Genomic DNA, 13,295 nt, shown 5'->3' on the forward strand with positions numbered 1-13,295 from the left:
CTTTTCAATATTGAACGCTGAAGTGAACCGCAGGCAATTGGCTTTGACGCTATTCACCTCAAAACCTTACAACGCAGAGACGCAAAGGCGCAGAGAACACCAATTTAGGTCTCAAACCATCGCCAACACGCTGATTTAAACTGCGATTGGCGGATGTTTTGCTCTGCGTCTCGGCGTTGGCTTTTCAATATTGAACGCTGAAGTGCACCGCAGGCAATTGGCTTTGAGGCTATTCACCTCAAAACCTTACAACGCAGAGACGCAAAGGCGCAGAGAACACCAATTTAGGTCTCAAACCATCACCAACACGCTGATTTAAACTGCGATTGGCTGATGTTTTGTTCTGCACCTCGGCGTTGGCTTGTCGTTTAACGCTAAAGTGAGCCGCACGCAATTGGCTTCGTTTTTTCTCACCAATTCGTTCAAATCATTTCGCCGCAGCGCCAACGGCAAACTCGTATGATAAAAAAATCGCGCCAGACCCACGGCAGCGCGAAGGCCAACACGGCCAATATCACAATATCAATACACTCAGGAAGACCATGCCCCGCACTCTTTTTATTAGCCACGGTGCGCCATCGCTAGCGATTGAGCCCAGCCCAGCACATGATTTTTTGCTGTCACTGGGCCAAACCTTACCTCGCCCCAAGGCCATCGTGCTGATTTCGGCGCACAATATTCAAGCGCAGTTCACCGTTGGTGTCGCCCAGCAATGGCAGGAATTCCATGATTTTAGTGGCTTTTCGCCCGAGCTTGATCCACTGCAATATCGCCCACAGGGTGAACCCGAATGGGCCCAACGCCTGGCTTTACAACTGGCCAACGATGGGCATTCGATCGCCATCAGCGCTCATCCGGCGATTGATCATGGCGCTTGGGTACCGTTAATGCTGATGTATCCCAAGGCCGATATTCCTTTGGTAACGATTTCATTGGCGGCATCGCTAGACAGCGCCGCGCATTTAGCGCTGGGCCAATCTCTGGCCAAATATCTACCCGATGAGGTGTTGCTGATTGGCTCAGGCAGCATCACGCATAATTTAAACGACGCTTTTAGCCGAATGAAAACCGGGCAAACTGATTATCAAATTGAGCCGTATGCGGCGCAATTCATTGCTGCGACTTACTCAGCGCTCAATACCCAACCTTTATTAGATTGGGTTAATTGGCAACAAAACTTGCCGCATGCGCGGCAAGCGCACCCCACGATTGAACATTTTTTACCGCTACTGATTGCGCGCGCCGCCGCTGACGATCAAGCCGACGTGCTGGCGCTGCATCAAAGTATGTCGCTGGGGGTGCTGGGGATGGATGTGATTGGCTTTACGCCAAGCGCGCGTTAAGTGAGTGATTCAACGCCGCGATTGGCCAATTGATCGGCGCGCTCATTGCCCGGATTACCGGCATGGCCTTTCACCCAACGCCATGCCACAGTATGCCGCGCCACTTGCGCGTCGAGCTGCTGCCACAAGTCTTCATTTTTAACGGCTTGTTTGGCAGCGGTTTTCCAGCCGTTTTTTTTCCAGCCATGAATCCACGTTTCAATGCCATTTTTAACGTATTGTGAGTCGGTATGAATGGTGACTTCACAGGTTCGAGTTAACGCCGCTAAAGCGCTAATCACCGCCAGTAATTCCATGCGGTTATTGGTGGTATGTGCTTCACCACCGAATAATTCTTTTTCATGCTCGCCAAAGCGCAAAAAAGCGCCCCAGCCGCCAGGACCGGGATTGCCTTTACAAGCGCCGTCGGTATAGATTTCTACCATGATGTTCTTCACTTTTGGAGTGCCGCAATGCGTGTTTCTGCACTGGTTTTAAGTTGGATATTGCCGCTCAGTTTAACCGCTGTTCCGCTGTATGCCGCGACTTTTTGTCCGTGGAAAATTCCCAGCGACAGTAAAACCGAACGTTTAATCAATCTCACCGTGGTGCAATTTATTGATGTAAATGATGAAGAAGTCAAAATCGCTTTTGGCGGCGGCAATTTGGGCAGCGGCCATGATATTCGTTTAGCGACTAAAAATCGCGACGACGGCAATAAATTGATTAAATCGATGCAAGACGCGGCGAAACAGTGTGACAAATAAACCCGCCAATCAAAATCAAATAGGTATGTACTTGTAGAGCATTAAATTTAAAGCCTACCAGCACATACCCTTAATAATTATCAAACTTTCTCTATTTACAACGATCTTTGCGGGCTTGCTGGCGGAGTTTTTCTATGGCCATTGCTGAATTAGCGGTGGCGGTGGCTGTACGCCATTGCGGCTCAATCAAATGCATGCCGCGCACCCGCTTGACTGCTGCAATACAATACACCCCACCACCAGCGGGCCATAAGCGATCACCGGCTTGATCGAGAAAACGACTTTTTTCTAGCCAGCCGGGGCGTTGCACCGGTGGCCGATAACATAAATGCTCGTCTTGCAGCGTTTGAAAATCCAGCACACTTAACCAATCTTTTAATTTGGGCAGCGCCACAAAATTACCTTTCCACGGGATTTCTGAATTAGGCTTTAAACGGCGTAAACCCCATAAACTCCATGGATTGAACCCGGTAATCAACAAACGCCCCTCAGGGCGCAAGGCGCGCTGACATTCGCGCAGCACCGCATGCGGGTCCTGACAAAAATCCAGCACATGCGGTAAAGCAATCAAATCCAAGCTTTGCTCATCAAATGGTAAAGCTTGTACCGAGCATTTTAACTGCGTCCCTGCCGCTTCACCCGCTTGCAAACGCCAAGGCATGCGATTACTGCGTAGACAATCAATTTGTGGCAATTCAAGCTGCACCGCTTTGTAGCCAAAAATATCCACCACCGCGCGCTCAAACCAAGCTAACTCGCTCATGGCCACATAGCGCCCTAGCGGAGTGGCGAGCCACGTAGCAAAATGATCAAACTCAGCATTCATTTTTTGATGCCCACAGGATTTAAATAAATAAAATGTTCAAACTACACTGCCTACCGATTCTGGATGACAACTACATCTGGCTGATCGAACATCAGCACCAAGTCATTGCCGTTGATCCGGGTCTTGCCGCCCCATTACAAAGTTGGCTAGCTGCCCATCAAGCGCAATTAGCCGGCATTCTCATTACACACCATCACCACGATCATATTGGCGGCTTAAGCGCATTCGCGGCCAGCGCGCTGCCCATTTACGGCCCCGCAGGCATCGCAGGGGTGAATCATCCTTGCCATGATGGCGATACCCTCACTTTATTGGGAGAGCCGTTTCAAGTGATCGCCACGCCCGGCCACACCTTAGATCATTTAGCCTATTTTGGCGCTGGCCTACTGTTTTGTGGTGATACTTTATTTGCTGCCGGCTGTGGCCGACTATTTGAAGGTCAACCGGCGCAATTATTTGATAGTTTACAACGACTGGCACAACTTCCTTTGCAAACCCAAGTTTGCTGTACCCACGAGTACACGCTGAGCAATCTACGCTTTGCACTGCATGTGCAGCCAGATAACAGCGCCTTGTTAGAGCGTCAGGCTATCGAAAGTGAAAAACGTTCCCAGCAACAAGCCACGTTACCCAGCACGATTGCGCTTGAATTGGCGACCAATCCTTATCTACGCTGCACAGATGCGGCGCTGTTTGCCCAAGTTAAAGCCCACCAGCCACAGATCACCACGCCATTAGATTGCTTTACCGCACTGCGCAGCTGGAAAGATTCTTTCCGTTAATCCAATTTAAGCCGTTAACTCGTTGACACAGCAGGAAAGCCGACATTAGTATCGGCAGATTCATTTACTTTGGGGCTCAGCTTATGCTGCTGCGACTACCTGCGCTCATCCTGAGCGCTTTTTTAGCCACGCCGCTGCTTGCAGCCGATCCCAATACTCGCTTTGATTACGCACTTACCCAGCCAACAGCACCGATCAGCGCCGATACCCAACGCGTGATGCAGGCTTTATTTAGCCATCAAGTGATCGCCCCAGCAGAGGCTGATATTTGGGCCCGTGTTCGCAAAGGCTTTGCCATCCCTGATATTGACAGCCCCTTAGTCAGTAAATGGGAAAACTACTACGCTAGCCGACCCGACTACCTCAATCGCATTATTAGCCGCAGCACCCCGTATTTATATTTTGTGGTCGAAGAAGTTGAAAAGCGCGGCATGCCGATGGAAATGGCGCTCTTGCCCATGATCGAGTCGGCCTACAACCCTAAAGCGCTGTCTTCGGCGCAAGCGGCCGGCATGTGGCAATTTATTCCCGCCACGGGCAAACGCTATGGTCTTGAGCGCACTTGGTGGTACGACGGCCGTCGTGACGTGGTCGCGGCAACTGGCGCGGCACTTTCTTATTTACAAGAAATTCACGGCCTGTTTGACGATTGGCAACTGGCACTGGCATCGTATAACTGGGGTGAAAATGCCGTTCGCCGCGCAGTCGATCGCAATCAAGCTGCGGGCCTGAGTGCTGGCTATAGCGATTTAAGAATGCCCGATGAAACGCGTAACTACGTGCCTAAACTACTCGCCATCCGCAATATTATTGCCGACCCAGCGGCCTATGGCGTTGAACTCAAGCCGATGGCCAATCAAGCCTATTTCACCACTTTGCAGCCGGGCAAACATATGGATGTATCCATTGCCGCGCAATTGGCCGAAATTAGCGTAGATGAATTACTGCGCCTCAATCCTGGATTTATTCGCCCAGTGATTGCCCACAAAGACGACCGGCAATTAGTTTTACCCATTGCCAACAAAGCCATCTTTGAGCGTAATTTAGCGCAATACACCGAGCCACTGCTCAATTGGCAGCCTTACGTTACCAAAACCGGTGAACGCTTTGAAGATTTAGCCACCACCTTTGGCATTGCTGCGGCTGAATTGCGCGATATGAATGATATTGCCAGCAAAGAAAACATGGCGCGCGGTCAAACGATTTTAGTACCGCGTCTTGCTGGGCTGGATATTTCCGAGCGACAAACCTTGGCGGCGCTACATAAAAATCGCGAATCCGATACCATCGATACCGGCGCCAATGACCAGCCCAAAGCGCAACCGGTGTTAGCGAAAAACAGCAAAACCACCGAACATAAAGTCGGCAAAGGCGATACTTTATTTAATATCGCCAACCGCTATGGCTTAAGTCTGGCGCAGTTAAAATCGCTCAACGGACAAAATACCAACCATATTGCGATCGGCGATACCTTACTGGTGCAACGCCAACAAAACACGCTGGCGACCAAATCTCCGAGCAAATACGTCGCTCAGCGCGGCGATACCTATAGCTCGATTGCGCGTAAATTTGATGTTGAGCTGGCGGATCTCAAAAAATGGAATCGGCAAAATTTAGTCCCAGGCATGAAAGTCGTGCTGTCGCAAGCCAGCCGCTAAACCCCAAAGAAATGCAAAACACCTTCTGAGATGGATCCAGAAGGTGTTTTTTTTGCACATAAATCAGTGCAATCGTACCAAGAAAAGCTTAATCTATTTGGGTGATATCTCTTATTAAGAGGCTAGATCATGTCCAAGCTACTCGAAGATTGCATTCAACACGACATTGTTTTTAATCCTAGCGCAATCGAGCAAGCCAGCGCTGCAGCGCACTTTTTGGCGCAGCTCAAAGGCATTCAAGCGCAAGCGTTCCCAGCAGAACATAAAATCACCATTCGCTACTCGCTGCGCGACTATGCCCTGCTGGATATTGAGCAGCAACTGCAACATGCCGGATTTGAACTGGACACGCATTTTTGGCAAAAAGTAAAACGTGAATTGGTGCATTACAGCGAAACCGTCCAGCGCGATAATCTGGCCATGCCAGAACACAATTTAAAATCGCCACAAATTTATATCCATGTTTGGGAAAAACACCCGCATGGTGATCATGACGATACGCCAGAAGAGCTGCGGCGTTACCTTTAAAGATCTCTACACGTCATTTGGCTACGGACAGCCAGCTACAATCACGATACCAATATCGCAATAATCCCGAATACAACGCGACGCGCTATAATCGGCGCTTACTCTTCAATCCTCTGCTGCCATGACTTTTTGCCCGACTCGTAGCGCCCAAATCGATCTCGACGACAACGCCCTGCTGCGCTATAGCCGCCATATTTTGCTCGACGAGATCGGCATTGAAGGACAAACCGCGCTCAGCCAAGCGCATGTCTTAGTCATTGGCGCTGGCGGTTTAGGCTCGCCGGTCACACTGTATCTGGCCAGCGCCGGCATAGGCACACTCACCATCGTCGACGACGATCTGGTCGATTTGAGCAATTTACAACGGCAAATCGTTCATAGCGAAGATCGTGTTGGCCAAAATAAAGCCCTCTCGGCCAAGCAAACCCTCGAAGCGCTCAATAGCCAAATTCGCATTATTGCCCTCAATGAGCGCGCCAGCAGCGAGCGTTTGCTGGAATTAGTCGCTATCGCTGATATTGTCGTTGATTGCTGCGATAATTTTGCCACCCGCCATGCGATTAATCGCGCCTGCGTCGCCAGCAAAACGCCCTTGGTGTCGGGTGCGGCAGTGCGTTTTGATGGGCAGCTCACGGTATTTGATGCGCGAATCGACGGCGCGCCGTGTTATCACTGCTTGTTTGGCGAAGCAGGCGAAGCCAATGATGGCCCTTGCGCCACCTTTGGCGTTTTTGCCCCGCTGGTGGGCATTATCGGCGCCGCACAAGCGGCCGAAACGCTTAAAGTCTTAATGGGTTTGGGTGAAACCTTGATGGGTCGCTTACAACTGTATGACGCCCGCACCGCTCGCTGGCGCGAAATGAAATACAAACAAGATCCGCTCTGCCCAGTGTGCGGTACTCAAGCATGAACGACAAGCCACGCCGTCCTTCCTTGCAAGACGTTGCCGATTTAGTCAACACCTCGAAAATGACCATTAGCCGCTACTTGCGCTCTCCTGAGCAAGTGGCCCCACTGACGGCAGCGCGCATCGCGCAAGCCATGCAAACACTCGGCTATATTCCGAGCCGCGTTCCGGCGATGCTATCGAACTCGCGCAGCCGAGCGATTGGCGTGCTATTGCCTTCGATGTCCAATCAGGTGTTTTCTGCAGTTGCCCATGGCATTGAACAAGTCAGCACCCCGGCGGGCTATCACACTTTATACGGCCATTATGGTTACGAGCCCGAGCGTGAAGAACAACAAATCGAGCAATTACTGTCATTTCATATTGATGGCTTAATTTTATCGGAATCCAATCACACCGCGCGAACCCGAAAAATGCTGGAAGTGGCCGCGATTCCAGTGGTGGAAATCATGGATTTACCGGCTCAGCCCATTGATTTGGCCGTTGGCCTAGATCACGCGGCCGCCGCCAAAGCCATGACCGAAGCGATGCTGGCGCACGGTTACCGGCGTATCGTGTATTTAGCGGCGCGCATGGATACCCGCACTCAGCAGCGTAATGACGGTTATGGTCAAGCCATGACCGCGCAGCAATTACAGCCACACACCATCCAAACCAGCGAATCATCGAGTTTTACTTTAGGCGCCCGCTTAATTCGCCAAGCTTTACTCGAAGTGCCGGACTTAGACGGTGTTTTTTGTACCAATGATGACGTTGCCGCCGGCGCACTACTTGAATTGCAAAGCATGGGCCGGCGTATTCCAGAAGAGATTGGCATTGCGGGTGTGAACCATCTCGACATTGGCTTGGCACTCAAACCTCAGCTGGCCAGCATCGTGACACCGCGCGAAGCCATTGGTCGTCATGCGGCCGAACGCCTCATTGGCCGCATCAACGGCCAACACTATCCCGAACGCACTCTGGATCTTGGTTTTGATCTTTTTCTGGGTGCCAGCATTTTAAAACACGCCAAATCAAGCGTGTAGCTCAAATACCCACCTAACGTATTGACTTGTAAGCCTTTAGCTTACTAGCACCTATGCACATACATTGCGTAGTAAATATTCACTCGACTACGTAAGTGTAATCCCTAGGTCAAAACAGCCCTTAAAGCCCCGTCAACACTTGAGCGAAGATAAAAATAAAGGCAAGATGTTACCGAAAACATGTTACCAGTAACATCTTCAAATATTTCGATTGGAGTCGAAAAATGACAAGTACAAAAGTTTACGTTTTGATGGGTGTTTCAGGCTGTGGTAAAACGGCCGTCGCCAATCAACTCGCAAAAGATCTGAATGCCGCATTTTTAGACGGTGATTTTTTGCATCCACGCGCCAATATTGAAAAAATGGCGTCTGGCCAACCGCTCAACGACGACGATCGTGCGCCTTGGTTGGGCGCAATCAATGATGCCGCTTTTGCCATGCAACGCACCAACCCAGTGTCGCTGATTGTTTGTTCAGCACTCAAAAAATCTTACCGTGATCGTTTGCGCCAAGGTAATCCCAATCTCTCTTTCGTTTTCTTGAAAGGCGATTACGAATTGATCGAGCAACGTCTAATCGCGCGCCAAGGTCACTTTCAAAAGAGCGGCATGTTAGCGTCGCAATTTGCCACGCTAGAAGTCCCGAGTACCGACGAAAGCGATGTCATCGTGATTGATATCGCGCCACCACTTGAAAGCGTGATTGCTGCGGCTCATCAAGCGATCTTGGCACAGGAGTAATCGAGCATGGATACGTTTACACTCATATTTACCTCGCTGGGCTCAGTGCTACTTTTACTGTTCTTAGTGATGAAAGCCCGGATGCACGCCTTTGTTGCCTTGATGATTGTTTCTATCGGTGCCGGTATTTTCTCTGGTATGCCAGTGGATAAAATCGCCGATACCATGCAAAAAGGGATGGGCGGCACGCTCGGGTTTTTGGCGATTGTGGTCGCCTTGGGCGCGATGTTCGGCAAGATCTTGCATGAAACCGGCGCTTTGGACCAAATCGCCGTCAAATTACTCGACAAATTTGGCCATAGCCGTGCCAACTATGCACTGGGTATTGCCGGTTTGATTTGTACTTTGCCGCTGTTTTTTGACGTGGCGATTGTGTTATTGATTGGTGTGGTATTTGCTGTGGCGCGCCGTACTGGCGGCAATGTGGTTCGTTTGGCGATTCCACTGTTTGCTGGGGTTGCCGGTTCTGCCGCCTTCTTATTGCCAGGCCCAACCGCAATGCTGTTGGCTTCGCAAATGAAGGCCGATTTTGGCTGGATGATTTTGCTCGGCTTGGCTGCTGCGATTCCTGGCATGCTGCTCGCCGGTCCCCTATTTGGTAACTTTATTAGCAAGCACGTGCATTTACCATTGCCCGATGATGTCAGTGAACCGAGCCTGGGTAAAAATCAAATGCCATCGTTTGGCTTTAGCTTGGCGCTGATTTTATTCCCACTGTTGTTGGTGGGTCTGAAAACCATCGTGGCGCGCTTTATTGATACCAGCGGCACTTTGCACCAATGGCTGCAATTAATCGGTCATCCGTTTACTGCTATTTTATTGGCTTGTTTACTCGCGACCTACGGCTTAGCGTTACGCCGTGGCATGAGCAAAGAAAAAGTCATGGAAATCTGCAGTGCCGCCTTGCAACCTGCCGGTATCATTTTGCTGGTGACTGGCGCAGGTGGGGTATTTAAACAAGTCTTGGTTGATTCGGGTGTAGGCCCAGCGTTGGGCGACGCCTTAATTAGCGCCGGTTTACCGATTGCGATTGCTTGCTTTGTGCTCTCTGCAGCAGTCCGCGTGATTCAAGGCTCGGCCACGGTAGCTTGTTTAACCACGGTGGGTTTGGTATTGCCGGTGATTGAAGCGTCACAATTGGCCTATTCAGGCGCCCAATTGGCCGCCTTGTCGATCTGTATTGCGGGTGGTTCAATTGTCTTGAGCCATGTGAATGACTCAGGTTTCTGGCTCTATGGCAAGTTTACTGGCGCCAATGAAATGCAAACGCTGAAAACTTGGTCGGTCATGGAAACCATCTTGGGAACAACAGGTGCCGTTGTCGGTATGGTGGCATTCTCAATGATGTAAACCCGCGACTCACATCGCTCATTCATGCCCAACCCAGCGCTAATGCGGGGTTGGGCATGATGCTATTGGGCGAGTAATCGATAACCGATCATCATAAATCCCATTGACCAGCCCGGCAAAAAACGACATCCACAACGTATTCACGTTACAATTTGCGCAAATCAAATCAACGAGATGCCCAATGCGATGGACACTATTTTTTGGCCTATTTTTATGCAGCACTTTAGCTTTTGCCCAAGCAATCAATTCGAATGTCATTCTGACCGTCACTGGAAAATCAACTAAGCCCGAGGTGCAGCTCACAGAAGCGATGTTGGCGGCGATGCCACAACAAATTTTCACCATGCCAACCGCTTGGTATCCGACCGAACAAACCTTTGAAGGCCCTTTGCTCAGAGACGTTTTAAAACTGGCGGGCATCCAATCGGGCAATATCAAATTGCGATCACTTAATGAGTACACGATCAGCATACCTGTGAGCGATGCACTGCAATACGACGTGATTATCGCCAGAAAGCGTAATGGGCAGCTAATGACAATTCGTGATAAAGGGCCGTTGTTTGTTATTTATCCATTTCATCAACATGAAAATCTGCGTCGAATTGAATATTATCGACGCTGTAGTTGGCAATTACGCAGCATTGCTGCAGAGTAATCAATGACCCGATTTCGCATTATCTTAAGTTTAATTTGTCTCGTCTTACTGGCTAATTTTAGCTTGATGGTGCACTTTGAATTAAAACAAAAGCAAGAGCTGAGTCGGACCAATCAATTGGGTTTAGACAATCAGCTCTGGCAGTTTTTCCAACTCAATAATGAATACCAACGTTTACGCGAGGCCGTAGAACATGGCCAAAAAAACCAATTAAATGATATTCGGCTACGTTTTGATATTTACTACAGCCGAATTGATAGCATCGATAAAAACGAAGTTGAAGACTCCGCTTTTTTTAAAAACTCGCCTTTGCAGCATCGCTATATCAGCCCGCTAAAAACCTATATTGATAACGGCGCGAAACTACTCGAGCAAAACACCATCAGTCAGAGCGCATGGAAAGCATTCCAAGCGCAAACCTTGGCCCAACATGATGCGGTGAATGACCTGATTCAAGAGGCGCGCACACAAGATGCGCGGGCCATGGCGAAATATCAGCAAAATATTGCGCATTGGAGTGAATTGCGCATTATTTTGGCGGCGATTCAAGTGTTATTGCTGATTATTAGCGCTTCACTGGGCGTTTATGCGCTATGGCGCTCTGAGCAAAGCCGCAAACAACTGGCCGAAACGGCACATTCTTTACAAGAAGCGCGGCAACAAGCCGATGTGGCCAATGCGGCAAAAAGCCAATTTCTGGCGCACATTAGCCATGAAATTCGCACCCCACTGACCTCGATTCTTGGCTATACCGACCGCCTTTCCCGCAAAAAAAATATTGCCGCAGAAGATCAAAAAGAAATCGGTTATATCGCCAATAGTGGCGCGCATTTATTAAGCCTATTAAATAATGTGCTGGATTTTTCAAAATCAGAACAAAATAAACTCAGCCTACTCAATGAAGCGCTCAATTTAAAACAGCTCAAACAAGAGTTAGAAACGATGTTTGAAATGATGGCGAATGCCAAATCAATTCAATTTAACATCACCTTGGCCGATGACTTAGCCAGCAACGTCAGTCTAGATGCGGGTAAATTTCGGCAAATTTTAATTAATCTAATTGGTAACTCACTTAAATTTACCGATTCAGGATCAATTACAGTTCATTTTTATGGGCAACAATTGCCGCAAGGCTACCAACTGAGTGCCGCAGTCAAAGACACCGGTTGCGGCATTAAGCTGGCCGATCAAACGCGGATTTTCTTACCTTTTGAGCAAAGTGAATCCGGGCAACTGGCGGGCGGAACAGGCCTCGGTCTGGCGCTTAGCCGTGATTTTGCCAGTTTGATGCAAGGCAATATTCGCTTTACCAGCCGAGTTGGCCAAGGTAGTGAGTTTATTGTTAGCGTGAAAGCGCAAATTATTGCCGCACTTTTAGCCCCTGCCCCTGAGCCAGTCCCCAGCAAAATCAGGCTAGATGGGCGCTCACTGGCCAATCGACTGATCTTAGTCGTCGAAGACCAAGCGGTTAACCGTGAAATGATCTGTGAAATCTTGCATGACTTTGGCGCTCGTACAGTGGAAGCGGCCAACGGCAAAGAAGGCTTACAACAGGCCAAACAGCACCCAGACATTGACGACATTATTATGGATTATCAAATGCCAGAAATGAATGGCATGACCGCCGCCCGCCTTTTACGCGAACAAGGCTGGCTCAAGCCGATTTATCTGGTCTCTGCCAGTCCATTGAGTGAACTGCAACAGTCGCCAGACTTTGCCGCTTTTAGTGGCCATCTTAGAAAACCATTCAAAATCGACGACATCATTGGCTTACTCAATTGCCATTTTATTGACGATCAAGCCCAACCCAGTGCCTTATGCCTACTTGATGCGCCCACTGCGATGCTGCGCCTTGGCTTTTCTGCGCAACGATTTTGGAGTCTGTGCAATAAAGGTCTACTGCGGCTCAAAGCACTCGAAACCGAATACCAAACAGCCATCGAGCAACACGCCAAACACGATGCAATACGCCACGCCCACAGCGCCAAGGGCATTGCCCAGCAAATTGGTGCTAATTTATTGGGGCATTATTGGGGACAACTGGAGATCGAGCCAAACTCACATTCAATCCAAACGCTGATTGAATTACGTATTCGCACCCAACAAGCCGCACAAGAGCAAGCCCCTAAGATTTAATTTTTAAGCCCATAATCAGCAAATCACGCGCGATACCATCGAGTTCAGCGACTCCGGGTAAGTGGCCCCACACGGCAAAGCCATGCGCCTCAAATAAGCCAATACTCGGGGTATTGTGCCCAAAGATAAATCCAAGCAAGGTATGTAGACCAATACCTGCTGAATATTCAATTGCGGCCTGCAATAAAAATTGCCCCAAGCCTTGCCCACGAGCCGATTCCGCCAAATAGATACTCACCTCTGCCGTGCCTTGGTAAGCAGGTCGGCCATAAAAGCTTGAAAACGACAACCACGCAATAATCTGCCCAGCGTGCTCGACCACCCATAGCGGACGATCGGCTTGCTGATGTGCCGCAAACCACGCTTGCCGACTGGCGACCGAGACAGGCTCGGTATCTGCCGTTACTTGCCGCGAAGCAATGGTGGCATTATAAATGCCAACAATCTGCGCCAAGTCATCCCTCGTTGCGAGGCGATATTCCCAATTCAAAGCGACGCTCCTCTAACACTGACACTGCGCCAGTAAAGTAAGGCAAACCCAGCAAGACTTAAAGCTTGCTCAATTCAATCCACGTCGATTGTAACCGTAAGCTGGCATT

At 49.5% G+C, this 13,295-nt stretch carries 14 protein-coding genes; 11 read left to right on the forward strand and 3 right to left on the reverse strand.

Annotated elements, in window-relative coordinates:
• The first annotated feature begins 542 nt into the window (after positions 1-542).
• Positions 543-1,343, forward strand: coding sequence for a DODA-type extradiol aromatic ring-opening family dioxygenase (locus LG219_RS12420; protein ID WP_226764798.1), 801 nt, complete (start codon positions 543-545; stop codon positions 1,341-1,343).
• Here LG219_RS12420 and rnhA read toward each other — a convergent pair.
• A complete protein-coding gene (gene rnhA / locus LG219_RS12425; protein WP_226764799.1) occupies positions 1,340-1,768 on the reverse strand; it encodes a ribonuclease HI in 429 nt (142 codons plus the stop codon). The two genes, LG219_RS12420 and rnhA, sit on opposite strands and share 4 nt — an antisense overlap.
• A 27-nt stretch (positions 1,769-1,795) precedes the next feature.
• Here rnhA and LG219_RS12430 point away from each other — a divergent pair, with 27 nt between their 5' ends.
• The gene (locus LG219_RS12430) at positions 1,796-2,089 is read left to right on the forward strand and encodes a hypothetical protein (RefSeq protein WP_226764800.1); all 294 of its coding nucleotides are present in this window, start codon (positions 1,796-1,798) and stop codon (positions 2,087-2,089) included.
• 91 nt (positions 2,090-2,180) lie between these two features.
• Here the strand turns inward: LG219_RS12430 and LG219_RS12435 are convergent, their stop codons facing one another.
• Entirely contained in the window at positions 2,181-2,915 is a 735-nt protein-coding gene (locus LG219_RS12435; protein ID WP_226764801.1) for a class I SAM-dependent methyltransferase, read from the reverse strand.
• A gap of 32 nt (positions 2,916-2,947) precedes the next feature.
• Between LG219_RS12435 and gloB the strand changes: the two genes are divergently transcribed.
• The 9 genes from gloB to LG219_RS12480 all read left to right on the forward strand — a co-directional run bounded on the left by gloB (position 2,948) and on the right by LG219_RS12480 (position 12,696).
• Positions 2,948-3,697: a hydroxyacylglutathione hydrolase gene (gene gloB / locus LG219_RS12440; protein ID WP_226764802.1), complete on the forward strand. Its 750-nt coding sequence runs from the start codon at positions 2,948-2,950 to the stop codon at positions 3,695-3,697.
• Positions 3,698-3,780: 83 nt separating this feature from the next.
• Positions 3,781-5,355: a LysM peptidoglycan-binding domain-containing protein gene (locus LG219_RS12445; RefSeq protein WP_226764803.1), complete on the forward strand. Its 1,575-nt coding sequence runs from the start codon at positions 3,781-3,783 to the stop codon at positions 5,353-5,355.
• Positions 5,356-5,484: 129 nt separating this feature from the next.
• Positions 5,485-5,883, forward strand: a complete 399-nt coding sequence (locus LG219_RS12450; RefSeq protein WP_226764804.1) for a hypothetical protein — start codon at positions 5,485-5,487, stop codon at positions 5,881-5,883.
• 121 nt (positions 5,884-6,004) lie between these two features.
• A complete protein-coding gene (locus tag LG219_RS12455; protein WP_226764805.1) occupies positions 6,005-6,793 on the forward strand; it encodes a HesA/MoeB/ThiF family protein in 789 nt (262 codons plus the stop codon).
• Entirely contained in the window at positions 6,790-7,815 is a 1,026-nt protein-coding gene (locus LG219_RS12460; protein WP_226764806.1) for a substrate-binding domain-containing protein, read from the forward strand. The genes LG219_RS12455 and LG219_RS12460 overlap by 4 nt, the downstream gene beginning before the upstream one ends.
• A gap of 224 nt (positions 7,816-8,039) precedes the next feature.
• Complete coding sequence (gntK, locus tag LG219_RS12465; protein WP_226764807.1) at positions 8,040-8,555, forward strand: gluconokinase; 516 nt, start codon at positions 8,040-8,042, stop codon at positions 8,553-8,555.
• A 6-nt stretch (positions 8,556-8,561) separates the two neighbouring features.
• On the forward strand, positions 8,562-9,905 hold the full coding sequence (gene gntU / locus LG219_RS12470) for a gluconate transporter (protein ID WP_226764808.1): 1,344 nt from the start codon (positions 8,562-8,564) through the stop codon (positions 9,903-9,905).
• Positions 9,906-10,086: 181 nt separating this feature from the next.
• Positions 10,087-10,560 carry a putative pterin-binding protein gene (locus LG219_RS12475; protein WP_226764809.1) on the forward strand — a complete coding sequence of 158 codons (474 nt, stop codon included), beginning with the start codon at positions 10,087-10,089 and terminating at the stop codon, positions 10,558-10,560.
• Between the two features lie 3 nt (positions 10,561-10,563).
• The gene (locus LG219_RS12480; protein WP_226764810.1) at positions 10,564-12,696 is read left to right on the forward strand and encodes an ATP-binding protein; all 2,133 of its coding nucleotides are present in this window, start codon (positions 10,564-10,566) and stop codon (positions 12,694-12,696) included.
• Here LG219_RS12480 and LG219_RS12485 read toward each other — a convergent pair.
• Positions 12,686-13,186: a GNAT family N-acetyltransferase gene (locus LG219_RS12485; protein WP_226764811.1), complete on the reverse strand. Its 501-nt coding sequence runs from the start codon at positions 13,184-13,186 to the stop codon at positions 12,686-12,688. The two genes, LG219_RS12480 and LG219_RS12485, sit on opposite strands and share 11 nt — an antisense overlap.
• Positions 13,187-13,295: the final 109 nt, after the last annotated feature.

Source organism: Deefgea salmonis, from assembly GCF_020531905.1.
Classification (GTDB): domain Bacteria; phylum Pseudomonadota; class Gammaproteobacteria; order Burkholderiales; family Chitinibacteraceae; genus Deefgea; species Deefgea salmonis.